This is a genomic window from Bacillus sp. J33 (assembly GCF_000518885.1).
Taxonomy (GTDB): Bacteria; Bacillota; Bacilli; order Bacillales; family Cytobacillaceae; genus Cytobacillus.
This window is the reverse complement of the sequence record NZ_KI912519.1, coordinates 65,159-89,609: the sequence shown is the minus strand read 5'-3', so window position 1 is coordinate 89,609 and position 24,451 is coordinate 65,159. Positions and strand designations below refer to the sequence as shown.

The window sequence follows — 24,451 nt, the reverse complement described above, 5'->3', positions numbered from 1 at the left end:
TGAAAGGGGGTGAAAACGTGCAAATTGGAGGACTGGGATTTTTCCAATCGCAATATCCTTCCGTTAAAAAAGAATCTCTGTCAGGGGAAGTAAATAGCGGCTTTGCCAGCCTTGTTTCAAACCTGATTGGAAACAGTGAAACCGGGGTTGAATGTTTAGACGGTGTTCCAGGTGAAGAGTGTGAGTCAGTTGAGGAATTAATAGCGCTTGTTGAGTTCCTTCAAATAAATGACCTTTCGCAATTAGAAAATGGGCAGGAGCTTTTTGATAAGGCTGTTTTGCAGACAAATACAGACATTCCTGAAGTGATTGCTGAACAATTGAAACTTTCTAAGGAAGTATTAAAGCATAAGCTAGAAGGTCTGCTTGAAAGTATAAATCCCGATGTAAAAATAGAAAACCTTTCTTCTGATCTTTCAGTAAACGCGAATGAAGTAAATTCTATACAGGCTTTAATTCAGACTATCTCAATGCTCCAGATAAAAGAGAGTACAACTTTACATGGGATCGACATACAGGCTTTTAAAGCTCTCAAACTTTTTGACCTTTTGACGGCAAAGCAAGATTTTATTGGGAATAAAATTGATTTAAAAGCTTTTCTTGGCATTGTCCAAGAAAAACTGGATGGGCATTTAAAGAACAGCCTAGTGTTTGGCCAAAAGGAAAATATTATACAAAAGGTTTTTGCCCCGCTTGCAGATGATTTAAACATTTTTAAACAAAAAAAATTAGCAGGAACTGAACTTTTGACAGAGGCTGCACCAAAGATGATTGGCAGGTTTGATGCCGGCTTGCAAGGGCAAATTCAGCTTCAGGCACTTTCAAAGCCTGAACAGCTGGTATTGATGAATCAGCAAGGCAGGCCTTTAAGTGCAGACCATTTGATGGAGCAATTTGAAAGCATCTTATCAAAAAGCAGTTTTCTAAAAACTGGAGGAGCGCAAAAACTATTCATAAAGCTGAACCCTGATCACCTTGGAGCGATTCGCGTTGAGCTTATACATAAGGATTCGGGGATAATTGCGAAAATACTTACTTCGACTGCATCAGCGAAGGAAATTTTAGATTCACAAATAAATGGGCTTAAGCAGGCTTTCAGTTCACAAAACTTGCAGGTTGAAAGAATAGAAATTTCTCAGCAGATGACACAGCAGGACCGTGCCTTTAATAAAGAGCCTCAGCAACAAGGGCAAGGCCAGCGGCAACATAAAGAAGACAATAAACAGAAGCCTGACAGCGATTTTAACAACTCTTTAAAAGAAGCACTACTTGATGCTGAAGTATAGGAGTGATGCAAATGGCAAAGACGATTGATTCATCTTTAATGCTTTCAAACTATCAAAGCCACCCCCGCAAAACAGGCTCAGATATTTTAGGGAAAGATGATTTTCTGAAAATTTTAATGACTCAGCTGCAAAACCAGGATCCATTGAATCCGATGCAGGATAAGGACTTTATAGCCCAAATGGCAACTTTTTCATCCCTGGAGCAAATGACTAATATGAATAGTACCATGAATCAATTATTGGCATTCCAGGAACAAAGCCAGCTTATGTCTTATAATCAATTCCTGGGCAAGAATATAACATGGCATAAACTGACTGAAACAAGTGATTCGAATCAGACTCCAAGTATTGAAGAAGGAACTGGCAGAGTTGTTTCCATTCAGTATAAAAACAATACAGCTATTTTTATATTGGAAGACGGGAAAAAGCTTGAACCTTCTAATATCTCTCAGGTAAATGAATAGTAAAAGGGAGCGATTGGATGGATAAAATTTTGTTTCGTCCGATCCACACTCAGCCAGTTATTGCACGTAAGAAAAATGGTGTTCAGACTGAACAGCCATCAAAAGGCAGATTTTCTGCTCACCTGCAAACAGCCCTAGAGCCTGATGGCAAATTAATTGTCAGCAAACATGCAAAACAGAGACTCCTTCAAAGAGGAATACAAATAAATGGGGACCGGTGGCAGCAAATTGAAGCTAAGGTACAGGAAGCCAAAATGATGGGCGTAAAAGAATCGCTTGTACTGCTTAAGGATGCGGCACTCATAGTAAGCGCAAAAAATAATACAGTGATTACGGCTATGGATCGTGAGGAAGCGGGAACTCAAATATTCACTAATATTAATGGAACGATTATCTTGGATCAATAAATTATATGGCTGGACCTTTAAAGGAAAGTCAAAGCTGCGGATTGACTGAAGCAGCATAAACGAGAGGAGAAAAAACAATGTTGCGTTCTATGTATTCGGGAATAAGCGGAATGAAAAACTTTCAAACAAAGCTCGATGTGATTGGGAATAATATTGCGAATGTTAATACGTATGGCTTTAAAAAGGGACGTGTAACTTTTAAGGATATGGTGAGCCAAACTATTTCAGGTGCAAGTGAAAGTAATAATACACGAGGTGGGATGAACCCAAAACAGGTTGGATTGGGTTCTGCATTATCAACAATTGATACCATCCATACACAGGGAAGTCTGCAAACAACTGGGCGTTCTTTAGATATTGGAATTTCCGGGGACGGATTTTTTGTGGTAGCGCCTGGCAATAGTACTGCAGGAATTGATTTAAGCCAAGCTAAATTAACCAGGGCTGGAAACTTCTATTTAGATGAACAAGGATTTCTTGTAAATAGTGATGGGTACTTCGTGTCGGACGTAACTGGTGTGAAAATTAAAATTCCCGCTGATGCTGAAAGCTTTAGCATTGGATCTGATGGAAGTATAACTGTGATAGGTGGAACACCAGTGCCCGCAACACCTGTAATTGCTCTAACTAAAGTACCGAATCCAGATGGATTACAAAAGGTAGGAAATAATTTATATACAATAACTGCTAACTCAGGTGACTTTAATAACGACGGCTCCATTACTGTTGCTGACCTTGGTAAATCAGGTACTAATGGTACCGGTGATCTAGTATCTGGTACTCTCGAAATGTCCAATGTTGATCTCTCGGAAGAATTTACAGAGATGATCGTAGCACAGCGCGGCTTCCAGGCGAACACCCGAATCATTACAACATCTGATGAAATCCTGCAGGAGCTTGTTAATTTAAAACGATAAGTTAAGGGAGGGACAGGGCTGAAAGAATAGATTTTAGCCCTGATAAAGACATTGATTACAGTATCTCGCCTGAATGGCAAAGGATTTATTTTAAATGCGTTATACATAGAAACGATTGAGTCTTTTCCAGATACGACGATTACGCTTACGAATGGGAAAAAGTATGTTGTAAAAGAAACTGAAGAACAGGTTATGCAATCGATTATACGATTCTATCAATCTGTTAATCTTTTGGGACAGCGGCTTGTGGAGGGAAATGGAGATGAAGAATAATAAGCTGTTCATGATAATGCTGATTATGCTAGTTGTGATTGCACTGGTGGGGGCAATTGCCCTCGTGGTTGTAATGAAATTTTCAGATGATAAAGGGGCTAAGGAACCGACTATAGATGAAGTTCTTGAGGCGTCGGTTGATATCCCGCAGGTTACAGCAAATTTGGCGAGTGATGATTATATCCGGATTTCATTCAAAATCCAGACAGATAGCAAAAAAGCCAAAGAGGAACTTGAAAAAAGAGATTTTCAGGTGAAAAATCTTATCATTCAGGAATTATCTGAAATGAAAGCGGAGGATGTTCAGGGGAAAGAAGGCCAAATCAAGCTGCAGGAAGATTTGAAAAACAAGATTAATGGCCTAATGCAAGAAGGAAAGATCGTTCAGGTATACATTACCGAGTCTCTCCTCCAGTAAAACCAAAATTAGAAACTGCAATTGATGGAGGTGAGGAATCTTGTCGAGTGAGGTTTTATCACAAAGTGAAATAGATGCTCTTTTGTCAGCTCTTTCAACAGGCGAAATGGATGCGGATGAGCTGAAGAAAGAGCAATCAGAGAAAAAAGTAAAAGTCTATGATTTCAAGAGAGCATTAAGATTTTCTAAGGACCAGATACGAAGTTTAACGAGAATACATGAGAATTTTGCCCGTCTATTAACAACCTTTTTTTCCGCACAGTTAAGGACTTATGTGCAAATTTCAGTTGCTTCGGCTGACCAAATACCATATGAAGAATTTATTCGATCCATTCCGAAAATGACAATCTTGAATGTATTTGAAGTACCGCCTCTCGATGGCCGAATTCTTATGGAAGTAAACCCTAACATAGCCTATGCCATGATGGACAGGCTTATGGGCGGTAAAGGCTCAAGCATTAACAAGGTAGAAAATTTAACTGAGATTGAGACGAAAATTATGTCTGCTACATTTGAAAGGGCTTTTGAGAACTTTCGGGAAGCCTGGAGCACGATTGCTGAAATGGACCCGCTATTAGCTGACTTTGAGGTGAATCCGCAATTTCTGCAAATGGTCTCGCCAAATGAAACGGTAGTAGTCATTTCTTTAAATACCACAATTGGGGAAACAAGCGGGATGATCAATATCTGCATTCCGCATGTGGTACTCGAGCCTATTATACCTAAGCTGTCAGTCCATTATTGGATGCAGACTGACAAAAAAGGAAGAGAACCTGAGCTAATTGCCAAGCTGGAAAGGAATATCCAGAATGCTGAAGTTCCTGTCATATGTGAGCTAGGCAGTTCTGATATTGCTATCCAGGATTTCCTGTCTCTCGATGTTGGGGATGTAATTGAATTAACACAAGTGATTGACCAGCCTCTTATTATTAAAATTGGCGATATTCCAAAATTTTTGGGACAGCCTGGGAAAATGAACAAAAAATTAGCAATTCAAATTTTGGATACCGTGAAAGGGGGAGACGGGGTTGATGAGTGATGATATGCTTTCGCAAGATGAAATTGATGCTCTTTTAAGAGGAGCCGCAAACGATGATGAAGATGATTTAAATAGTTCCAATGATGTGTTTTTTCAAACTGAAGATTACCTGTCCCATATGGAACAGGATGCTTTAGGGGAAATTGGAAACATCTCTTTTGGAAGCTCTGCAACAGCTTTATCTACATTATTAAATCAAAAGGTAGAAATTACCACACCAACTGTTTCCATTGTCTTGCGCAGTAAATTAGGGGAAGAATTTCCTCATCCTTATGTTGCCATTCAGGTAAGTTATACGGAAGGATTCTTTGGCAGCAATTTACTGGTCATTAAACAATCCGATGCAGCAATAATTGCAGACTTGATGCTGGGCGGGGATGGGATCAGCCCGGCGGAACTAATGGGAGAAATTCAATTAAGCGCCGTCCAGGAAGCGATGAACCAAATGATGGGTTCTGCAGCAACTTCAATGTCTACCATTTTTGGGAAAAAAGTCGATATCTCGCCCCCTGTGATTGACATTCTTGATTTGCCTCAAGGTGAAGGCACAGAAAGACTGCCGTCTGAAGAAATGCTTGCGAGGATTTCATTCCGCCTTAAAATCGGCAATTTAATAGATTCAAACATCATGCAGCTTCTTCCGCTTGAATTTGGAAAAAGCCTTGTAAATGAATTATTAAATCCAGGTCAGGGGACAGCAAGCACAGATGAAGGCATTGCTTTTGGAGATAGCTTAGAGGCAAAAGAAAAAGGTGAGTTAAACGAATATCAGCCAGAGTCTGAAAAACAGCCGGAAATCAATCAAGGCTATCAACAATCAATGGGTCTTACAGAATATCCTGCAGGGCAGGCAGCCCATTCGCCGCATCAGGCTATCGATCAGACACAGGTTGCTCAGCAGCAGGCCCCTACACCTAATAAATCCCAGCAAACTGGACCTCAGCATTTTGGTAGTGCCTACCAGGGCGGAGAACTGCCAAATGTCCAGCCAGCAGTATTCTCTAGCTTTGAGCCATATCAGATGCAGGGAACAGAAACGAAAAATCTTGATATGCTTTTGGATATTCCGCTTCAGATTACTGTTGAACTTGGCAGAACAAAACGCTCAGTCAAGGAAATCCTTGAATTATCATCCGGATCAATTATAGAACTGGACAAGCTTGCGGGAGAACCAGTGGATATTCTGGTGAATAACCGGTTAATTGCCCAAGGCGAGGTAGTGGTCATAGACGAGAACTTCGGTGTCCGAGTAACAGATATTATCAGCCAGAGCGACCGCTTAAAAAAACTTAGATGATAGATGGAGGTAGTAAAGAATAATGGCACATAAAATTTTAATCGTAGATGATGCAGCATTCATGCGAATGATGATTAAAGATATTTTATCAAAGAACGGATATGAAATTGTTGGAGAAGCCGCCGATGGGGCACAAGCTGTTGAAAAGTATAAGGAAACACAGCCGGATTTAGTCACTATGGATATTACAATGCCTGAGATGGATGGAATATCAGCATTAAAGGAAATTAAAAAGCTAAATCCGAATGCAAAAGTCATCATGTGTTCTGCTATGGGACAGCAGGCGATGGTTATTGATGCTATCCAAGCGGGCGCCAAGGACTTCATTGTCAAACCATTCCAGGCAGATAGAGTTTTGGAAGCAATCGGGAAAACATTGGGCTAGTGAGTATTATTTTTAGAGGGTGCAAAATTGTGTTGAATGGAAGAAAAATGATTGCTTTGTTTCTTCTTATTTCAATTGTTCTGCAGGGCATGCTGCCGCAGGCCCACGCAGAACAGTTAAATAATAGTGTGAAAGAATGCATGGAGAACCCCGAGAAGTGCGAGGAAAAAGGAGCACCAAGAGAAGATGGCTCAACTGCACTGCGGGATAGCGGTACAGTCGGCCTGACTTTTTGGGACTTCTTTAAAATGATATTCGCGACGGTTTTCACTGTCGGTCTTCTATATGTACTTCTAAAATTCATCAATAAGAAAAGCAAGCTATACAATCGTTCTCATATTGTTGAAAATTTAGGCGGAACAGCTTTGGGAGGAAACAGGTCTGTCCAGTTAATAAAAGTAGGAAAGCGGATTCTAGTAGTGGGGGTAGGAGAAAATATCCAGCTGCTATCGGAAATTGACGATTCGGAAGAATACAGTCAAATCATCACAGAGCACAATGATAAAATGGAACAGCTTATCCGCCCAAGCGATATTGTGACAAAGGTGATGAATAGAACACAGCAATCAGACGGGAATATTCAAAGTAACCCAACATTTAGTGCACTGCTCGGCAAACAGCTTGATGAAATTAAAAAGGGCAGACATAAGCTGTTTGAGGAGATAGAGAGAAAGGGCAAGAATAAAAATGAATGAATTCATGGAATTTTTCAATAGCAGTTCTCCAGAGAATGTTTCAACATCTGTGAAGCTATTTTTATTGCTGACAGTCCTTTCCCTTGCACCTAGTATTCTTATCTTAATGACCAGCTTTACAAGAATCATAATTGTTCTTTCCTTTGTCAGAACGGCGCTTGCCACACAGCAAATGCCGCCAAACCAAGTCCTGATCGGTTTGTCCATGTTCCTGACATTTTTTATCATGGCACCCACTCTGCAGGAAGTTAACGAACAGGCTCTTACACCATTATTTAATGAAGAAATTAACCTGGAAGAAGCATATGAAAAAGCCTCAATGCCTTTTAAAGAATTTATGAGTGCTCATACAAGGCAAAAGGACTTAGCCTTATTTCTTGAATATTCAAAGGCAGATGTACCATCTTCCATTGAAGATATACCATTAACGGCTCTTGTGCCGGCTTTTGCCATTAGTGAGATAAAAACAGCTTTCCAAATTGGTTTTATGATTTTTATTCCGTTTCTAGTGATAGATATGGTGGTTGCTAGCGTCCTTATGTCAATGGGGATGATGATGCTTCCGCCAGTCATGATTTCATTGCCGTTTAAAATTCTGTTATTTGTATTGGTAGACGGCTGGTATCTTGTAGTTAAATCTCTTTTACAAAGCTTTTGAGCAGGTGAACATTCAGTATGACTCCAGAAACAGTAATATCCATTGCAGAAAGAGGAATCATTACCATCCTAATGATTTGTGGGCCCTTGCTAATCCTGGCCCTTGTCGTCGGTTTGGTTGTCAGCATCTTTCAGGCTACAACTCAAATCCAGGAGCAGACATTGGCGTTTATCCCAAAGATTGTGGCAGTCCTAGTGGGCGTCGTTTTTTTTGGCCCCTGGATGCTCAGCCACATGCTCTCCTATGCAAATGAAATTTTCTCTAATTTAACCAGGTTTGTAGGTTGATAGCATGTTAGACTTTTTGCCTGCTTTTCCTGCTTTTTTACTTATATTTGTAAGGGTGACATCTTTCTTTTTGATGATGCCCCTTTTTTCTTACCGATCTATACCGGCGTCTCATAAAATTGGGCTTGGCTTCTTCCTGGCCTGGATCATGTTTTTGGGCATGGAAGTCCCGGTTCTGGAAATCAGCGGAATTTTTTTTCTTTTAATCATTAAAGAAGCCTTGGTCGGCCTGCTGGTTGGTTTTGTTGCATATTTAATGCTTTCAGCGATCCAAATTGCTGGAGGCTTTATAGATTTTCAAATGGGGTTTGCGATTGCGAATGTAATTGATCCTCAAACAGGTGCTCAAAGTCCGCTGATGGGACAGTATCTATATACCATTGCCCTTTTCTTTTTATTGACGGTTAATGGCCACCATCTCTTGCTGGACGGAGTTTTTTATAGCTATAGTTTTATACCGTTGGAGCAGCCTTGGATTCCTTTTGGGAACGAAAATATGGCTGAATATGTAATAAGGGCTTTAAATACAATGTTTGTCATTGCATTCCAGATGTCCATACCTGTGGTAGGAAGTCTTTTCCTTGTGGATGTTGCGCTGGGGATTGTAGCCAGGACTGTACCGCAGCTAAATGTATTTGTCGTTGGGCTTCCCTTAAAAATTGGCGTCAGCTTTGTTGTTCTCGTTGCTGTTATGAGTGTTCTGCTGTTTGCGGTTTCTCAAGCTTTTGAAACGATGCTTAACATAATGAGAGGCTTAATGGATCTTATGGGAGGATCATGATGTTATGAAATTGTTGCTATCATTGGATCTTCAGCATTTTGCAGGAGAGAAGACAGAAAAAGCCACGCCGAAAAAAAGGCAGGATTCCAGGAAAAAGGGGCAAGTTGCCAAAAGCCAGGATGTCAATACTGCGTTTGTATTATTGGCAGTATTTTTATTTTTGTTCTTTGCAGGCTCCTATTTGAAGGACATATTATTCTATATTTTTACGCATTCATTCAATGATTTTATGATGATGCCCTTAACAGAAGCCAATATTCAGATGATCTTTCTTGATATTTTAAAAGAATTGATGCTTTTTCTGGGGCCAATTATGCTAATCGCCTTGACTGCAGGTGTCGCGGCCAATTTCATGCAGGTAGGCGTGCTTTTTTCAACAGAAGCGATTCAGCCCAAACTGGAAAAACTTGACCCGATTAAAGGGTTTAAGCGGATTTTCTCTATGAGGGCAATAGTAGAGCTCTTAAAGTCTATTTTAAAGATTGCTTTTGTAGGATTGGCCGCCTTTGCCATTTTATGGATTCGGATAGATGAAATCCTGATTCTTTCTCAAAAGTCCGTAGGGGCCGCGTTGGCCACGATTGCCAGCCTAACCGTTCAAATGGGTTTAATTGCTTCTGCAGCCCTGCTTTTTTTATCTGTTTTGGATTATCTCTATCAAAAATACGACTTTGAAAAAAACATTCGCATGTCCAAGCAGGATGTCAAAGATGAACACAAAAACATTGAGGGGGATCCCCTCATAAAATCCAAAATCAAACAAAGGCAGCGGGAAATGGCGATGAGAAGGATGATGCAGGAAGTTCCAAAAGCGGATGTTGTCATCACCAACCCAACTCATTATGCAATCGCTCTAAGCTATGATGAAACAAGGGGTGATGCACCCATTGTTGTTGCAAAAGGAGTAGACTTTGTTGCACAAAAGATAAAATTAATCGCGAAAGATCATGATGTGATCGCTGTAGAGAACAGGCCGCTGGCAAGGGCGCTTTACGGCCAGGCTGAGATTGGGGATGCAATCCCTGAAGAGTTTTTCAAAGCGGTTGCAGAGATTCTTGCTTATGTATACAGAATTAAAAATAAAATTTAAATCTAGGCCCATTCCAAGAGTAATTAATGTGATAGCTTGACTTTGGGAGCATAAAAAATGGCGGCCAAGGCGCTTCCGCTTTTCTAGTAAGGAGAGAATTACTATGCCAGTAAGAGACTTATCAGTATTGATGAGTGTAATTTTAATTGTAGCCATGCTTATTATTCCTTTTCCGCCTTGGCTTTTAAGTGTGCTGATTATTATAAATATTGCGCTTGCACTTATGGTTTTATTAACTGCCATGAACATGAAAGAAGCGCTTGAGTTTTCAATTTTTCCATCCTTAATTTTGTTAATGACTTTATTCCGCCTTGGCTTGAATGTATCAACAACACGCTCCATCCTATCTGAAGGAGAAGCTGGGAAGGTCGTAGAGACATTTGGTTCCTTTGTTACCGGCGGAAATGTAATTGTCGGACTGGTCGTGTTCCTGATACTTGTCATCATTCAATTTGTTGTTATCACAAAAGGGTCTGAGAGGGTTTCTGAAGTTGCAGCTCGATTTACGCTTGATGCAATGCCGGGAAAACAAATGAGTATTGATGCAGATTTGAATGCCGGGATGATTTCAGAACATGAAGCTCGTGAACGGCGGGAAAAAATCAGCCGTGAATCTGATTTTTACGGCTCCATGGATGGTGCGAGCAAGTTCGTAAAAGGGGACGCCATTGCAGGAATTATCATCACCCTTATTAATCTTATGTTCGGCATAATCATTGGAATGATGCAGCAAGGCCTTCCGATTGCAGAGGCAGCTGTAAAATATTCAATGCTTACAGTAGGGGATGGCATTGTAAGTCAAATCCCTGCGCTTTTAATCTCAACAGCAACCGGTATTGTTGTGACAAGGGCAGCATCAGATGGAAATATAGGGAAAGATATTACTTCGCAGCTGCTTGCATATCCAAAGATGCTTTACGTAACGGGCGGAACGATTATTCTTTTAGGGCTGCTTACACCAATCGGAATTGTTCTTACATTCCCGATTGGAGGCTTGTTAATTTTTGGAGGCTATATGATCGCCCATACGACGGAGCCGGATAAAGAGCAATTGCTTGAAATGGAAGAAGAGCTTGAGACAGACGAGATGAAAAGCCCTGAAAGTGTTGTCAGCCTGCTGAATGTTGATCCAATCGAATTTGAATTTGGCTATGGTCTCATTCCGCTGGCAGATGCCAATCAGGGAGGGGATCTCCTGGATAGGATTGTCATGATACGCAGGCAGCTGGCTATAGAACTGGGCCTTGTCATCCCTGTTGTGAGGATTCGAGATAATATCCAGCTTCAGCCGAATGAATATAGACTCAAAATTAAAGGGAATGAAATGGCGCGAGGTGAGCTGCTGCTTGATCATTATTTGGCAATGAGCCCGGGGATTGAAGATGACAGCATTGAAGGCATTGATACGGTTGAACCTTCTTTCGGCCTTCCAGCTAAATGGATTACAGAAGAAATGAAGGAACAGGCTGAAATCTTTGGCTATACTGTTGTTGACCCTCCTTCCGTTGTTTCAACCCATATTACAGAAGTGATCAAGAGCAGCGCTCATGAGCTTTTGGGCAGACAGGAAACAAAGCAGCTCATTGATCATGTTAAGGAAAGTTACCCAATCCTTGTTGAAGAAGTAACCCCTAATCCATTATCAGTAGGAGAAGTACAGAAGGTTTTGGCCAAACTTTTAAGGGAGAATGTTTCGGTTCGGAACTTGCCGGTGATATTCGAAACGCTTGCTGACTTTGCTAAGACAACAAGTGACACAGACTTGCTGACAGAATATGCCCGCCAGGCCCTGGCAAGGCAGATTACTAACCAGTTTTCACAGCAGGGTGAGTCCATCAAAGTGGTCACCCTTTCCGGGAAAGTTGAAAAGCTGGTTGCTGAAGGCATACAGCAGACTGAGCATGGTAATTATCTATCTATGGATCCAACAGTATCTCAGAATATCCTTGAATCCATTGCTTCGCAGGTGGAACAGCTTTCACTGATGGATCAGACTCCGATAGTACTATGCTCGCCGGCTGTGAGAATGTATGTTAGGCAATTAACGGAAAGGTATTTTCCGCAAATACCGATTCTTTCCTATAACGAGCTTGAAGCAAATGCAGAAGTTCAAAGTGTCGGGGTGGTGAATGTCGAGTGAAGGTAAAAAAGTTTATAGCATCCTCCATGCCTGAAGCAATGAAACAAATTCGCGCAGAGCTTGGAAATGAGGCTGTTATTTTAAATTCAAGAGTTGTCCATACAGGCGGAGTACTCGGATTCTTTAAAAAGAGAAGCATTGAAGTAATGGCTGCGGTAGATCCAAAACTTGAGATTGCAGAGAGGCCAGCAGCCAAGACTGCTTCCGTTCGGAGAGGCATCCCAGCCAGCGAGCTGCAAATGCAAAACGGGGAGCTTGGCAATGAAGCTGGCCAGGTTTCTGAAGTGAAGCCTTCGAAGGAGCTATTAAAGGAGATTAGCGAATTAAAGCAGATGATGTCCAGTTTAACAAACAGCCATCAATGTGGTCCTGCCTTCCCTGAAGTGATCAGTAAGGTACAGATGTATCTAAATGAACAAGGACTGGATAGAAGCCTAGAGGATCAAGTGCTTTCTGCATTGCTTGAAAAGTGGTATTTAAGCGGTGCAGATGCGGGCGATTCTGAAGTTTTTACATGGTTGAAAGCGGAGCTTGCAAAAGGGTTAGAAGGAATTCCTTGTGGAGGGATTTCTTATACGAAAAAATTCATTCATGTTGCAGGTCCTACTGGAGTCGGAAAAACGACCACTTTGGCGAAGATGGCAGCAGAATGTGTGATTAAGCATAAAAAAAAGGTTGCATTTATAACAACTGATACGTACAGGATCGCAGCTATCGATCAATTGAAAACATATGCAAAAATATTAAATGTGCCTTTGGAAGTTTGTTATACAATAGAAGATTTCAGGTTCGCAGCTAATGAGTTCAAAAATCATGATTTGATTTTAATTGATACAGCGGGCCGAAATTTCAGGAATAAAAAGTACGTAGAAGATCTACGAAATGTCATTGATTTTGAAAATGATATGGAAACTTTTTTAGTTTTATCCCTAACTGCAAAACAGAGGGATATGGAGGATATATACAGCCAATTTTCCATTATAGATATTGATAAATTGATTTTTACAAAGGCAGATGAAACTTCCACATATGGAGCCATGTATAATATCATTCGCAAATATAGAATAGGTGCTGCGTATATAACAAATGGCCAGGATGTCCCGGATGATATTATCGAAGCGGCGCCAGATATTATTGTAAAACAAATAGCGGGGACAATGAAATGAATGATCAGGCAGAAAAGCTGAGAGCCATGCTGCTTGAGGAAGATAGTAGTCAGCAGCATAAGGCTAAAACCTTAGCAGTTGTCAGTGGAAAGGGAGGTGTGGGAAAGTCAAACTTTTCTTTGAATTTGTCTATTTCCCTCTGTCAAAAAGGTGAAAGAGTTTTATTATTCGATATGGATATTGGAATGGGAAATCTTGATATCCTAATGGGAAGAACATCACAATACTCAATTGCCGATTTTTTTGATAATCATCTTTCCATGAATGATATAGTAACGAAAGGTCCGAATGGACTTAGTTATATTGCCGGGGGGACCGGACTTTCACATATAGTAAAACTGGAGGAAGGGCAAATATCCAGATTTACTGAGGAGCTGGCAGCTCTTATGAGAAACTATGACTTTTTGGTTTTTGATATGGGTGCGGGAATTACAGAGGAATCGGCTAAATTCATCCTTTCGGTGGAGGAAATTGCAATTATCACAACACCGGAACCTACTGCCATTACCGATGCCTACTCGGCAATGAAGCAAATACATCTCTTGGATGACAGTATTCCATTTCATCTAGTCATAAACAGGGCTCAGAGTGAAAAGGAAGGCAAGGAAACGTTTAAAAGAATTTCCGATGTTTTAAAAAGGTTCCTGGAGAGAGAGACCGTTTTGCTCGGCATTATTCCCGACGACCGCAGCATTCAGCAGGCTGTGAAAAGACAAATTCCTTTTATCCTTTATCAGGAAGAGTCTCCTGCTTCAAAAGCTATTCTGCAAATGGCTGAAAGAGCGAGCACTGGAAAAGTTGATAGGTCAGCAAAGAATAACCATTCGTCCCAGTTTATTTCAAAGCTGAAGAAATTTCTTTTTGGAAGGAAGTGAATCAGCATGAAGAGAATCAGTGTGCTAATCGTAGATGATTCAGCCTTTATGAGGAAGCTTATTGCTGATTTTCTATCTAAAGATCCCCGTCTGCTTGTTGTGGGCACAGCACGAAATGGAGAAGAAGGGTTAAAAAAGATAAAAGAATTAAATCCGGATGTTGTAACAATGGATGTCGAAATGCCAGTGTTAAATGGGTTGGAAGCTTTAAAAATGATAATGAAAATCCAGCCAGTGCCAGTTGTGATGCTCTCTAGCACAACGAAGGAAGGTGCTGAAAATACAATAGCCGCCATGGAATATGGTGCAGTTGATTTTATTTCAAAGCCTTCAGGGGCAATCTCACTTGATTTGCATAAAATAATAGCGGAATTAGCAGAGAAAGTCATTTCAGCCAGCAATGCAAATATAAAATGCCTGGGTAATGATTCTTTAGATGGAAAAAACTATACTAAACATCAACAAGATTATAGTAAAATAGAACTAAATAAATCTATTATCCATTCAAATGAAAATGCATTCAGCAAAGGTGTACACAGCAGTCGAATTATTTGTATTGGCACATCAACCGGAGGTCCGAGGGCTCTTCAGAAAGTGCTGGCAGATCTTCCCGGAAATCTTAATGCTCCAATTCTTATTGTCCAGCATATGCCGGCAGGATTCACAAAATCACTGGCTAGCAGGCTGAATGGACTGTCTGAGCTGACGGTAAAGGAAGCGGAGGAAGGGGACATTCTTAAAAATGGCACTGCCTATATTGCTCCTGGAGGGTTTCATCTCAAGGTAGTGAGGATCGGGCGGGACCTTGTCCTCCATTTAGATGAGTCACCGCCGAAAAACGGTCACCGTCCTTCAGTGGATGTTATGTTCGAATCTATAGGTGAACTGAGGAACGTCAGAAAAATAGCTGTCATTATGACCGGCATGGGAGCAGATGGCAGGGATGGCCTTGCTTTTATCAAAGAAAACGGGGAAGTAAAAGCCATAGCAGAATCCAAGGAAACTTCAATTGTATATGGCATGCCAAGGGCTGCAATAGAGGCTGGATTGGTAGATGAAGTACAAAATGTTGAAAGAATTGCAGAATCCATATTGAAATTTGTATAAGGCCGAGGGGTGCAGGCACATGGAAATGAACCAATATTTAGAGGTATTTATAGAAGAAAGCAAGGAGCATTTGCAGGCATGCAATGAACAGCTTCTTGAATTGGAGAAAAACCCGGAAGATATAAAAATTGTAAATGAAATTTTTCGGTCGGCACATACGCTAAAAGGCATGTCGGCAACGATGGGCTTTGAGGATCTCGCCAGTCTTACTCACCAAATGGAAAATGTTCTTGATGCCATCAGAAATCAGAAAATTGGAGTAAATTCAGAAATACTGGATGTTGTTTTTTTGGCGGTTGATGACCTTGAAGCAATGGTCTATTCCATTGCAGAGGGCGGAGACGGCAAAAGAGATGTTTCCGAAGCTGTTGCGAAATTAAAACTGATTGAAATGGGCGAGAGTCCTGCACAGGCAGAAGCAAAGGCAGAGACAGCAGCGGCACTGGCCGAACCTTCACATGCTATAAAGAGTACATATGACGAATTTGAATGGACAGTCATCCAGCAATCAAAGGAGCAAGGCTTTGAGACATTCGAAATAACGGTTGCATTGCGGGAGGATTGCTTGCTTAAAGCGGCCAGAGTTTATATGGTATTTGAAATCCTGGAAAAAATAGGAGAAGTCATAAAATCAACTCCTTCTGTAGAGCAGCTTGAAGAAGAGCAATTTGATCAGGAATTCTCGGTCACAATTGTAACCCAGGAACCTAAAGAAGATGTGCAGCAGAAGCTTTTGAAAGTGTCTGAAGTCCAAAGAGCAGAAGTAGTTCCGTTAGTGATTGATAATTTCCGCCATCCAGAACCTGAAAAAGAGGAACCGGCGACCGTTTCTTCCCTGCATGAAGGAGAATCAATAGCAGCGGAAAGCCTTGTCAAGGAGGATAAAAAGAAAGCTCCAGCGGCAAAGCAGGCAGCCAATAAAACGATCAGGGTTAATATAGAGAGGCTTGATATCCTGATGAACTTGTTTGAGGAACTGGTTATTGACCGGGGAAGGCTTGAGCAGATCTCCCGTGAATTAAATAACCAGGAACTGCATGAAACGGTAGAGCACATGTCAAGGATCTCAGGTGACTTGCAAAACATTATCCTTAACATGCGGATGGTTCCAATTGAAACTGTATTTAACCGTTTCCCTAGAATGGTCAGACAATTGGCGAGAGATCTAAATAAAAAAATTAACCTGGAAATTATCGGAGCAGAGACTGAACTGGATAGAACTGTCATTGATGAGATTGGTGATCCGCTTGTTCATCTAATCCGAAATGCACTCGACCATGGTGTTGAAACGCCGGATGTACGAAAAGCAAATGGTAAAAGTGAAGAAGGAAATGTCATATTAAAGGCCTATCACAGCGGCAACCATGTTTTCATTGAGATTGAAGATGACGGTGCAGGCATCAGCAAAGAAAAGGTCATCTCTAAAGCCCTTAAAAACGGTATTATTACGGAACAGGCGGCTTCCGCGCTAACGGACAAGCAGGCCTATGATCTAATATTTGCATCCGGTTTCTCTACAGCTGATAAGATTTCTGATGTATCCGGGCGTGGAGTAGGGCTTGACGTTGTTAAAAATACAATCGAATCATTGGGCGGTTCTGTAACGATTGATTCCAAAATCGGCCAGGGATCTATTTTCTCCATCCAGCTGCCGCTGACATTATCAATCATTTCAGTCATGCTGGTTGAAATTGAAAAAGAAAAATACGCCATTCCTTTATCCTCAATCATTGAAACGTCCATTATTAAAAAAGGTGATATTCTGAGTGCTCATAACCAGAGAGTAATTGATTTTAGAGGAAAGGTTGTTCCCCTCCTTTCATTGAAAGAAATCTTTGATGTCCCTTCAGAGAATCAGGATAGTGAATTTTTATCTGTGGTTATCGTAAGAAAAGGCGATAAGATGGCTGGACTTATTGTTGATTCATTTATTGGGCAGCAGGAAGTTGTTTTAAAATCGCTTGGAAACTACTTAACTAATGTATTTGCCATCTCCGGAGCTACGATTCTTGGCGATGGCCAGGTTGCGCTGATTGTCGACTGCAATGCACTAATCAAATAAATATAAATTCTCAAATCTCCCGTGTTTTACGATATTGAAAAGCTAATAAAGGAGTGACCAGTATGAGTGAGGCAGCAACGGCCGATTTAAAATTGATCGTGTTCCAATTAAAAGAAAAAGAGTATGCTATTCCTGTTAACCAGGTTCGTTCCATTGAAAAAGTGCAGCATATCACAAGAGTTCCTCGAACAGCTGGGTTTGTTAAAGGAGTTATTAATCTGCGCGGTGTTGTTACTCCAATCATCAGCCTGAGAAACAGGTTTAATCTGGAAGAGGCTGAATACAATGACCATACACGTGTCATTATAGCTGTTATGGATGATATAGAGGTTGGGCTGATTGTTGATTCAGCTAATGATGTGATGGATGTTCCCCATGAATCAGTTGAACCCCCGCCAGAAGTCGTGGGTACAGAAGAGGCAGATTTTATAAAAGGTGTCGCAAAAATTAACAAAAGATTAATGATATTAATAGATTTGGAGAAAGTCTTTAATCCGGCTGAGCTCGAAATTTTTAGCGGAACAGCAGGAATGTAAAATGAATTTTATTCGTAAGAATATGAGCTCTCTATATTTGGATATTCTTAAGGAAATTGGCAATATTGGTGCAGGACATGCAGCGACAGCTCTTTCTACTCTGCTTAACAAAAAAATAGATATGACCGTTCCAGATGTCAGGATCGTTTCCTTTAATGAAATGATGGAATTGGCAGGGGGAGCGGAAAATGTAGTAGCCGGTGTGTTCCTTAGAATTGAAGGAGACGCGCCTGGAAGCATGTTCTTTGTCCTTCCGCTCAAACAGGCAGAGAATTTTATTCGTGCCTTGCCTGTAAGCATAGAGTTCAATGCAGAAGAACCACTATATAACGAACTTGCCATTTCTGCTCTGCAAGAGCTTGGAAACATTCTATCTGGTTCATATTTATCCTCTTTATCCGACTTTACGAACCTGTCTCTATTTCCATCTGTGCCCATGCTCAATATTGATATGGCAGGAGCGATTATCGGTACGGGTTTGCTTGAAGTATCACAAGTGAGCGATTACGCCATTGTGATTGACACAGCTTTGAATGATGAGGGCAATTCAGGTGATTCTGTCAAAGGCCATTTCTTCCTTCTTCCTGATCCTGAATCCTTTCAAATCATTTTTAAAGCTTTTGGAGTTCAGGATCATGAATAAGCTGCTTGAAATCGTTAAAGTTGGGATAGCAGATATGAATATTGTAAAAACGCCTAATTTAATCAGAACAACAGGATTGGGCTCATGTGTTGGAATCGTTTTGTATGATCTAAGCTGCGGGATTGCAGGACTGGCACATGTTATGCTGCCTGACTCATCTCTTGCTAAAGGTTCAGCCTTTAATTCAGCAAAATTCGCAGATACCGCAATTAGAGAACTCGTTATCCGCATGTCAAATGGCGGCGCGAAGACTTCGTGTTTAAAAGCGAAGATTGCAGGCGGAGCTCAAATGTTTCAGTTCTCTACTGGCAGTGATTTAATGCGGATCGGACCCAGAAATGTGGAAGCGGTCAAAAAGGAGCTAGCTAACTTGAAAATTGCTGTTTTAGCAGAGGATGTAGGCGGAAATAGCGGAAGAACCATAGAATTCAATCCAACAACCGGAAAGTTAATGATCCGGACTGTCAATAATGGTGAAACTGTCATTTAAACATGATGATGTATTACTGATGGGTATAATGAATCAGCTTTTTATCTATAAAAGCTGATTATTCTTTAATAATCACATCTGGTCACCGGCAAATGACACACTGGAATCTCTTGTAAACCCTATGGTTCAAAGAATTGAGATTACCTGTATCTAATATAATAAGAGGAAATATTTGATAAAAATAACGATCTTTAATAGAAAAGGAGACGTTTGAGGAGGATGGCCATGGCGGAGCTGACGATTGAAGAAAATACATACTGGGCTAATTGGGTAGACTCTCGTGATGCTCAAGCGGGGAACTTTCTTGTGAAGAAGTATATGTCTCTCGTAAGCTATCATGTGCAGCGAATTTCAGTAAGCCTTCCGAAAAGTGTTTCAAGAGATGATATTCGGAGCCTTGGTATGATGGGGTTATACGATGCTTTGGAAAAATTCGATCCTGCAAGAGATTTAAAATTCGATACATACGCTTCATTTCGAATACGCGGCGCCATATTAGACGGATTAAGAAAGGAAGATTGGCTGCCAAGGAGCACAAGGGAGAAAGCCAAGAAGATTGAAGCGGCAATTGAAAAGCTTGAACAGCGGCTAATGAGGAATGCCACAGCAGCTGAGATTGCAGTTGAGGTCCAGATGGAGGAAACTGAAGTTTATTCAGTGATGAATGAACATTTTTATGCAAACGTATTGTCCATTGATGAACAGCCTGATGCTGAAGAAAAAGATGGAGGTTCTTTTGCGATAAAGGATGATAAAGCGGTTATACCGGAAGAAAAAGTTTTAAAAAACGAGATGCTGGAAGAAATGGCTGTCAGAATTACACAATTGAATGAAAAGGAACAGCTGGTGATTAGCTTGTTTTACAAAGAAGAATTGACATTAACAGAAATTGGCGAAGTAATGGGGTTATCAACTTCACGAATATCCCAGATTCATTCCAAAGCTATTTTTAAGCTCAGACAGTCGCTGGAGAAGGTTTTATAAAGTCCCCAGCAGATTCCTGCAGAAAGAGGGATCAGTATGGAAAATCAGTTTCAGATATTGGTTGATGGAAATCGCTTGGCTGCCATGCTGCAGCCTCTGGAAAACAATGAATTGAATAAGCAAGTTTCAGCTGATGGCATAAAAAAACTGCTCTCTAAGGAGAAGATAACTTTTGGAATTAACGAAGTTGCGATTAACAAAATTTGTGAAGCCCCCCTTTCAGTTAAATATCCGATATCCATAGCTGAAGGGATGCCTCCGGAAGATGGCAGGGATGCATATTTGCTGAATGAAGTCCGGAGTGAGGAAAAGAAGAATAGAGAAAAGTTTAACTTCAGAGACGTCCTTCAGATTCCTTCTATTCAAAAAGGACAGGTTATAGCGTCCATTATCTCCCCAACGCCAGGAACGGCAGGAAAAGATATTTTCGGCTGTGCCATCCCTGCACGGAACGGGCTGCCGCTAAGAGTCAAACCAGGTAAGAACGTTATATTAAATGGTGAGAAATTTTATTCTTTAATGGATGGACAGGTGAGTTTCACCTCAAATAGTATTTCTGTGAATCCGGTTTTTGAGGTGAAAGGAGACTTGGATTTAAAGACAGGAAATATAGACTTTGTCGGAAATGTCATCATAAATGGTAACATCCCGGCGGGTTATGAGATAAAAGCTGGCGGGGATCTTATCGTTTATGGCCTGGTTGAGGGGTCCGAACTCCGGGCAGATGGCAATATTATCGTTTCAGGAGGGATTTCTGGAAGTCATAAAGGGGCAGTAACAGCTGGAGGAAATGTTCAGGCAGCTTATCTTAGTCAGGCTAAAATAAAAGCGGAACAGGATGTTATAATTAAAAAGTCAATGCTTCATAGCCATGTTCAGGCAGGAGGAGCAATCCGCAGCAGCCAGGCATTGGTCATTGGGGGTGTGCTTATATCCGGCTCTGATATTGAAATAAAAGAATCAGGCAATCAATTATTTACTAAAACTGAACTTTACGCTGGAATGGATTCTGCTTTGGATGAAAAAGAAAATGCACTCAGAAAAGAATCGCTGATACTTTGTGATAACCACAAAAAATTGGAGAATATTGAGAAAAAGCTATTAGAAATGTCCAAGCAGTCTGGGAGACTGTCTGAAGAACAAAAATCAATTATTCTAAAACAGCGAACAACTAAAGCCCATCTGCAAAGTGAACTAAAGAAAATTAATGAAAAGCTGGAAGTCCTCAAAAAAGAGAAGGATGAGAAATCGCGCGCTTTTATAGTAATACATAATAAGGTATTTCCTAATACTGTTTTACACTTTGGGAAATATTCAACGGTGATTAAGGATAGAAGCGGCTCTGTCAGATACTCCTTTTCAAAAGGAGAAATAAGAATAAAATCTCTCAAAGCGGAGGACATCTAACCCATGTGTAAAGGAAGTGGCCACGAATGAGTTTGAAATCAGTTGAGTTGCAGGTTGCACTGCCGAGAACCCTTGATGCCGGCAAGGTTCAGGAACAACTGCAGCAAAGAGGCCAGGCTATGGGTGAGATGGCTGCCGAAAGCACCCGCAAAGATGAAGAGAAGAATCGCCATTCTGTATTAAAACAAGAACAAAAACAAAATGTGAGGCTTGGAAATGAAGATGGAAGCAATCAAAAGGGCAGTGACGGGCAAACGAGTAAAGAAAAACATAGAAAAAACAGCAGAAGTGAACAAAGCCACCCATATAAAGGGAAGGTTATTGATTACATCGGATAGAGGGATCGTATGACTTTTTTCCTTTTAGTGTTAAGCCTGTTATTGAATATCATAGCACTCTTTGCCATTGTTCTGCTTTTTCTCCGGCAAAATAAGCTGTTGGAAACAGAGAAAAAACAGAAGAGAATGATTAATGAAATGGAAGAGTCCATTTCTGCTTGCCTCATTCAGATGAAAGAGGAAAATGATCATTTTATTGACAGGGTTTCAAAGCTTATGGTGAACGAAGTGCCTTCAATAGAAAAAAATAGAGAAGAAGGCAAGTTGAAACAAAACGCGTCAGAGCCGTCTGGAAAGAATTTAAGAAGTGCAAAGGCTTCTGCTTACCAGGCTGTTAGGGCATATAAAAAAAGTTCAAACCCTGACAGCAGCCGGACTGCTGATGCAGATAAGGAAATAAAGCCTTTATTGCAAGCGAATGAAACTGCCATCGAGCAGCAGCCTGGCCAGAATAAAACTGATGGTGAAAGTCAGCCTGAAATTTCCCTGCTTCATCATGTCCTTTTATTGAAGAAGCAGGGCCTGACTGAGGATGAAATTGCCAAAAAACTGGGCAAAGGCAGAACGGAAATTGCATTAATGCTTAAATTTCGGCAAAATCAGCAAGAATAGCTTGATTGTCAAAAACACTTGTGCTATATTAACAAATGGTGTTAATACACACGCTTATGGATTTAGCCGGATGGTGCTGTACACATGCAGTTGCCGGCTAAAGATGATATGAGCGGAGGAAAAAAAACCATTAGGAGGAAACACAAAATGTCAGTAATTTCAATGAAGCAATTGCTTGAAGCTGGTGTGCATTTCGGACACCAAACTCGCCGCTGGAACCCTAAGATGAAGAAGTACATCTTCACTGAGCGTAACGGCATCTACATCATCGACCTTCAAAAGACTGTTAAGAAGGTAGAAGAAGCTTATAACTTCGTTAAGGAGCTTGCTGGAAACGGCGGTACAATCCTTTTCGTAGGTACTAAGAAACAAGCTCAAGATTCTGTTAAAGAAGAAGCAATCCGTTCTGGTATGTTCTATGTAAACCAGCGCTGGTTAGGCGGAACTTTAACTAACTTTGAAACAATCCAAAAGCGTATTGCACGTTTAAAGGATATCGAAAGAATGTCTGAAGACGGAACTTTCGAAGTTCTTCCTAAAAAAGAAGTTGTTCAATTGAAGAAAGAGCAAGAGCGCTTAGAGAAGTTCTTAGGCGGAATCAAAGATATGAAGAGCCTTCCAGATGCTTTATTCATTATTGATCCTCGCAAAGAGCGCATTGCTGTTGCAGAAGCACATAAATTAAACATCCCTATCGTTGGTATCGTTGACACTAACTGTGATCCGGATGAAATTGATGTTGTAATCCCTGCAAATGATGATGCTATCCGCGCTGTTAAGCTCTTAACAGGCAAAATGGCTGATGCTATCCTTGAAGCTAAACAAGGTGAAGAAGTTACAACTGCTTAATTCAAAAGCAATGCAGCCATGGAAGAGACGAAAGCGGGCTATATGCGCAAGCTGATATGCTTACTTTGCAGGCATTCCATGGCTTTGCAGTACTTTGCTTTAAAGAAGGTGATAAGAGGGAGCACCCTTTATCACCTTTTTTTAAAGATAGGGCAAAGTTTTGTTTTCCATACTGTTATATATGGTAAAGATATAATTACATAACTCATTTAAGGAGGATCTTATAATGGCAATTACTGCTCAAATGGTTAAAGAACTTCGTGAAAAAACAGGCGCAGGTATGATGGACTGCAAAAAAGCGCTTCAGGAAACTGATGGCGACATGGAAAAAGCAATCGATTTCCTTCGTGAGAAAGGAATCGCTAAAGCTGCTAAGAAAGGCGACCGTATTGCTGCAGAAGGTCTTACTTCTGTTAAGGTGGACGGAAACGAAGCAGTTATCCTTGAAGTAAACTCTGAAACAGACTTCGTTGCTAAGAACGAAGGTTTCCAAACTCTTGTAAAAGAAATCGCTGAGCATTTGCTAGCCAACAAGCCTGCATCTGTTGAAGAAGCAGCTGGCCAAACAATGGCAAACGGCGCAACTTTAGAATCCCACATCAACAGTGCGATTGCTAAGATCGGTGAAAAGCTTACTCTTCGCCGTTTTGAAATCAAAACGAAGACTGACAATGACGCTTTCGGTGCGTATCTTCACATGGGAGGACGCATTGGTGTGTTAACAGTTCTTGAAGGAACAACTGATGAAGAAGCAGCGAAAGATGTTGCCATGCATATTGCTGCCCTAAACCCTAAATATGTTTCTCGTGATGAAGTATCACAAGAAGAGGTAGAGCGCGAGCGCCAAGTATTGACTCAGCAAGCTCTTAACGAAGGCAAGCCGGAAAACATCGTTGCTAAGATGGTTGAAGGCCGCCTAGGCAAATATTTCGAAGATGTTTGTGTAAACGATCAGGCTTTCGTTAAAAATCCTGACCAAAAAGTTGGTAAATTCGTAGAATCAAAAGGCGGAAAAATCCGTGAGTTTGTTCGCTATGAAGTTGGAGAAGGCATCGAAAAGCGTGAAGACAACTTCGCTGAAGAAGTAATGAACCAGGTTAAAAAATAATTAATTATAGCAACAATAGCTTTTATCAGCTAGGATTCAGGGAACACTTTGTGTTCCCTGTTTTTCAAGAGTAAGATAAAATTAATCGTAGCATGGTGCCTTAAAAGGCGCTTGCGCTTTTCTAATTCTACATATGG

28 protein-coding genes are annotated in these 24,451 nt (G+C 40.8%); all 28 read left to right on the top strand.

Features of this window, described 5'->3' with window-relative positions:
* Window positions 1-17 precede the first annotated feature (17 nt).
* Complete coding sequence (locus L634_RS0129910) at window positions 18-1,286, top strand: flagellar hook-length control protein FliK (RefSeq protein WP_026585532.1); 1,269 nt, start codon at window positions 18-20, stop codon at window positions 1,284-1,286.
* A gap of 11 nt (window positions 1,287-1,297) precedes the next feature.
* Entirely contained in the window at window positions 1,298-1,750 is a 453-nt protein-coding gene (gene flgD, locus L634_RS0129905; RefSeq protein WP_026585531.1) for a flagellar hook assembly protein FlgD, read from the top strand.
* A gap of 17 nt (window positions 1,751-1,767) precedes the next feature.
* Entirely contained in the window at window positions 1,768-2,157 is a 390-nt protein-coding gene (locus L634_RS0129900) for a TIGR02530 family flagellar biosynthesis protein (RefSeq protein ID WP_026585530.1), read from the top strand.
* A 77-nt stretch (window positions 2,158-2,234) separates the two neighbouring features.
* The gene (gene flgG / locus L634_RS0129895) at window positions 2,235-3,074 is read left to right on the top strand and encodes a flagellar basal body rod protein FlgG (RefSeq protein WP_026585529.1); all 840 of its coding nucleotides are present in this window, start codon (window positions 2,235-2,237) and stop codon (window positions 3,072-3,074) included.
* 51 nt (window positions 3,075-3,125) lie between these two features.
* Window positions 3,126-3,347, top strand: a complete 222-nt coding sequence (locus L634_RS0129890; RefSeq protein WP_026585528.1) for a flagellar FlbD family protein — start codon at window positions 3,126-3,128, stop codon at window positions 3,345-3,347.
* Window positions 3,337-3,765, top strand: coding sequence for a flagellar basal body-associated protein FliL (gene fliL, locus L634_RS0129885; RefSeq protein ID WP_026585527.1), 429 nt, complete (start codon window positions 3,337-3,339; stop codon window positions 3,763-3,765). Before L634_RS0129890 ends, fliL begins: the two co-directional genes overlap by 11 nt.
* 40 nt (window positions 3,766-3,805) lie before the next feature.
* Window positions 3,806-4,804: a flagellar motor switch protein FliM gene (gene fliM, locus L634_RS0129880; RefSeq protein ID WP_026585526.1), complete on the top strand. Its 999-nt coding sequence runs from the start codon at window positions 3,806-3,808 to the stop codon at window positions 4,802-4,804.
* Window positions 4,794-6,101: a flagellar motor switch phosphatase FliY gene (gene fliY / locus L634_RS0129875; RefSeq protein WP_026585525.1), complete on the top strand. Its 1,308-nt coding sequence runs from the start codon at window positions 4,794-4,796 to the stop codon at window positions 6,099-6,101. Before fliM ends, fliY begins: the two co-directional genes overlap by 11 nt.
* A 22-nt stretch (window positions 6,102-6,123) precedes the next feature.
* Complete coding sequence (locus tag L634_RS0129870) at window positions 6,124-6,486, top strand: response regulator (protein ID WP_026585524.1); 363 nt, start codon at window positions 6,124-6,126, stop codon at window positions 6,484-6,486.
* A gap of 29 nt (window positions 6,487-6,515) precedes the next feature.
* The gene (locus L634_RS0129865; RefSeq protein WP_232233872.1) at window positions 6,516-7,181 is read left to right on the top strand and encodes a flagellar biosynthetic protein FliO; all 666 of its coding nucleotides are present in this window, start codon (window positions 6,516-6,518) and stop codon (window positions 7,179-7,181) included.
* A complete protein-coding gene (gene fliP, locus L634_RS0129860; protein ID WP_026585522.1) occupies window positions 7,174-7,839 on the top strand; it encodes a flagellar type III secretion system pore protein FliP in 666 nt (221 codons plus the stop codon). Before L634_RS0129865 ends, fliP begins: the two co-directional genes overlap by 8 nt.
* A gap of 17 nt (window positions 7,840-7,856) precedes the next feature.
* Complete coding sequence (fliQ, locus tag L634_RS0129855; protein WP_026585521.1) at window positions 7,857-8,126, top strand: flagellar biosynthesis protein FliQ; 270 nt, start codon at window positions 7,857-7,859, stop codon at window positions 8,124-8,126.
* A 4-nt stretch (window positions 8,127-8,130) separates the two neighbouring features.
* Entirely contained in the window at window positions 8,131-8,907 is a 777-nt protein-coding gene (fliR, locus tag L634_RS0129850) for a flagellar biosynthetic protein FliR (protein ID WP_026585520.1), read from the top strand.
* Between the two features lie 4 nt (window positions 8,908-8,911).
* The gene (gene flhB / locus L634_RS0129845; protein ID WP_026585519.1) at window positions 8,912-9,997 is read left to right on the top strand and encodes a flagellar biosynthesis protein FlhB; all 1,086 of its coding nucleotides are present in this window, start codon (window positions 8,912-8,914) and stop codon (window positions 9,995-9,997) included.
* Window positions 9,998-10,100: 103 nt separating this feature from the next.
* On the top strand, window positions 10,101-12,137 hold the full coding sequence (gene flhA, locus L634_RS0129840) for a flagellar biosynthesis protein FlhA (RefSeq protein ID WP_026585518.1): 2,037 nt from the start codon (window positions 10,101-10,103) through the stop codon (window positions 12,135-12,137).
* Window positions 12,134-13,303: a flagellar biosynthesis protein FlhF gene (gene flhF, locus L634_RS0129835; RefSeq protein WP_026585517.1), complete on the top strand. Its 1,170-nt coding sequence runs from the start codon at window positions 12,134-12,136 to the stop codon at window positions 13,301-13,303. Before flhA ends, flhF begins: the two co-directional genes overlap by 4 nt.
* Window positions 13,300-14,178: a MinD/ParA family protein gene (locus L634_RS0129830; RefSeq protein WP_026585516.1), complete on the top strand. Its 879-nt coding sequence runs from the start codon at window positions 13,300-13,302 to the stop codon at window positions 14,176-14,178. Before flhF ends, L634_RS0129830 begins: the two co-directional genes overlap by 4 nt.
* A 6-nt stretch (window positions 14,179-14,184) precedes the next feature.
* Entirely contained in the window at window positions 14,185-15,285 is a 1,101-nt protein-coding gene (locus tag L634_RS0129825; protein WP_026585515.1) for a protein-glutamate methylesterase/protein-glutamine glutaminase, read from the top strand.
* A gap of 19 nt (window positions 15,286-15,304) precedes the next feature.
* The gene (locus L634_RS0129820) at window positions 15,305-17,347 is read left to right on the top strand and encodes a chemotaxis protein CheA (protein ID WP_026585514.1); all 2,043 of its coding nucleotides are present in this window, start codon (window positions 15,305-15,307) and stop codon (window positions 17,345-17,347) included.
* 62 nt (window positions 17,348-17,409) lie between these two features.
* Entirely contained in the window at window positions 17,410-17,883 is a 474-nt protein-coding gene (locus L634_RS0129815; RefSeq protein ID WP_026585513.1) for a chemotaxis protein CheW, read from the top strand.
* A gap of 1 nt (window position 17,884) precedes the next feature.
* Window positions 17,885-18,526 carry a chemotaxis protein CheC gene (locus L634_RS0129810; protein ID WP_026585512.1) on the top strand — a complete coding sequence of 214 codons (642 nt, stop codon included), beginning with the start codon at window positions 17,885-17,887 and terminating at the stop codon, window positions 18,524-18,526.
* A complete protein-coding gene (locus L634_RS0129805; RefSeq protein ID WP_026585511.1) occupies window positions 18,519-19,016 on the top strand; it encodes a chemotaxis protein CheD in 498 nt (165 codons plus the stop codon). The genes L634_RS0129810 and L634_RS0129805 overlap by 8 nt, the downstream gene beginning before the upstream one ends.
* Before the next feature lie 225 nt (window positions 19,017-19,241).
* Entirely contained in the window at window positions 19,242-20,000 is a 759-nt protein-coding gene (locus L634_RS0129800) for a FliA/WhiG family RNA polymerase sigma factor (protein WP_026585510.1), read from the top strand.
* Between the two features lie 36 nt (window positions 20,001-20,036).
* Window positions 20,037-21,407 carry a DUF342 domain-containing protein gene (locus L634_RS0129795; RefSeq protein WP_026585509.1) on the top strand — a complete coding sequence of 457 codons (1,371 nt, stop codon included), beginning with the start codon at window positions 20,037-20,039 and terminating at the stop codon, window positions 21,405-21,407.
* A gap of 26 nt (window positions 21,408-21,433) precedes the next feature.
* Window positions 21,434-21,745: a hypothetical protein gene (locus L634_RS0129790; protein ID WP_026585508.1), complete on the top strand. Its 312-nt coding sequence runs from the start codon at window positions 21,434-21,436 to the stop codon at window positions 21,743-21,745.
* 9 nt (window positions 21,746-21,754) lie between these two features.
* Window positions 21,755-22,357 carry a hypothetical protein gene (locus L634_RS0129785; RefSeq protein WP_026585507.1) on the top strand — a complete coding sequence of 201 codons (603 nt, stop codon included), beginning with the start codon at window positions 21,755-21,757 and terminating at the stop codon, window positions 22,355-22,357.
* A gap of 147 nt (window positions 22,358-22,504) precedes the next feature.
* On the top strand, window positions 22,505-23,206 hold the full coding sequence (gene rpsB, locus L634_RS0129780; RefSeq protein ID WP_009330721.1) for a 30S ribosomal protein S2: 702 nt from the start codon (window positions 22,505-22,507) through the stop codon (window positions 23,204-23,206).
* A gap of 226 nt (window positions 23,207-23,432) precedes the next feature.
* On the top strand, window positions 23,433-24,314 hold the full coding sequence (tsf, locus tag L634_RS0129775) for a translation elongation factor Ts (protein WP_026585506.1): 882 nt from the start codon (window positions 23,433-23,435) through the stop codon (window positions 24,312-24,314).
* Window positions 24,315-24,451: the final 137 nt, after the last annotated feature.

What these genes read in the sequence shown, in the direction of transcription:
- L634_RS0129820 (WP_026585514.1), top strand. Translation starts at nt 15,305, where the DNA reads ATGGAAATGAACCAATATTTAGAGGTATTTATAGAAGAAAGCAAGGAG.
- L634_RS0129790 (WP_026585508.1), top strand. Translation starts at nt 21,434, where the DNA reads ATGAGTTTGAAATCAGTTGAGTTGCAGGTTGCACTGCCGAGAACCCTT.
- L634_RS0129830 (WP_026585516.1), top strand. Translation starts at nt 13,300, where the DNA reads ATGAATGATCAGGCAGAAAAGCTGAGAGCCATGCTGCTTGAGGAAGAT.
- flhB (WP_026585519.1), top strand. Translation starts at nt 8,912, where the DNA reads ATGAAATTGTTGCTATCATTGGATCTTCAGCATTTTGCAGGAGAGAAG.
- L634_RS0129900 (WP_026585530.1), top strand. Translation starts at nt 1,768, where the DNA reads ATGGATAAAATTTTGTTTCGTCCGATCCACACTCAGCCAGTTATTGCA.
- flgD (WP_026585531.1), top strand. Translation starts at nt 1,298, where the DNA reads ATGGCAAAGACGATTGATTCATCTTTAATGCTTTCAAACTATCAAAGC.
- L634_RS0129810 (WP_026585512.1), top strand. Translation starts at nt 17,885, where the DNA reads ATGAATTTTATTCGTAAGAATATGAGCTCTCTATATTTGGATATTCTT.
- fliQ (WP_026585521.1), top strand. Translation starts at nt 7,857, where the DNA reads ATGACTCCAGAAACAGTAATATCCATTGCAGAAAGAGGAATCATTACC.
- L634_RS0129805 (WP_026585511.1), top strand. Translation starts at nt 18,519, where the DNA reads ATGAATAAGCTGCTTGAAATCGTTAAAGTTGGGATAGCAGATATGAAT.
- flgG (WP_026585529.1), top strand. Translation starts at nt 2,235, where the DNA reads ATGTTGCGTTCTATGTATTCGGGAATAAGCGGAATGAAAAACTTTCAA.
- L634_RS0129800 (WP_026585510.1), top strand. Translation starts at nt 19,242, where the DNA reads ATGGCGGAGCTGACGATTGAAGAAAATACATACTGGGCTAATTGGGTA.
- L634_RS0129870 (WP_026585524.1), top strand. Translation starts at nt 6,124, where the DNA reads ATGGCACATAAAATTTTAATCGTAGATGATGCAGCATTCATGCGAATG.
- L634_RS0129785 (WP_026585507.1), top strand. Translation starts at nt 21,755, where the DNA reads ATGACTTTTTTCCTTTTAGTGTTAAGCCTGTTATTGAATATCATAGCA.
- tsf (WP_026585506.1), top strand. Translation starts at nt 23,433, where the DNA reads ATGGCAATTACTGCTCAAATGGTTAAAGAACTTCGTGAAAAAACAGGC.
- fliR (WP_026585520.1), top strand. Translation starts at nt 8,131, where the DNA reads ATGTTAGACTTTTTGCCTGCTTTTCCTGCTTTTTTACTTATATTTGTA.
- L634_RS0129815 (WP_026585513.1), top strand. Translation starts at nt 17,410, where the DNA reads ATGAGTGAGGCAGCAACGGCCGATTTAAAATTGATCGTGTTCCAATTA.
- fliL (WP_026585527.1), top strand. Translation starts at nt 3,337, where the DNA reads ATGAAGAATAATAAGCTGTTCATGATAATGCTGATTATGCTAGTTGTG.
- L634_RS0129825 (WP_026585515.1), top strand. Translation starts at nt 14,185, where the DNA reads ATGAAGAGAATCAGTGTGCTAATCGTAGATGATTCAGCCTTTATGAGG.
- fliP (WP_026585522.1), top strand. Translation starts at nt 7,174, where the DNA reads ATGAATGAATTCATGGAATTTTTCAATAGCAGTTCTCCAGAGAATGTT.
- rpsB (WP_009330721.1), top strand. Translation starts at nt 22,505, where the DNA reads ATGTCAGTAATTTCAATGAAGCAATTGCTTGAAGCTGGTGTGCATTTC.
- flhA (WP_026585518.1), top strand. Translation starts at nt 10,101, where the DNA reads ATGCCAGTAAGAGACTTATCAGTATTGATGAGTGTAATTTTAATTGTA.
- L634_RS0129795 (WP_026585509.1), top strand. Translation starts at nt 20,037, where the DNA reads ATGGAAAATCAGTTTCAGATATTGGTTGATGGAAATCGCTTGGCTGCC.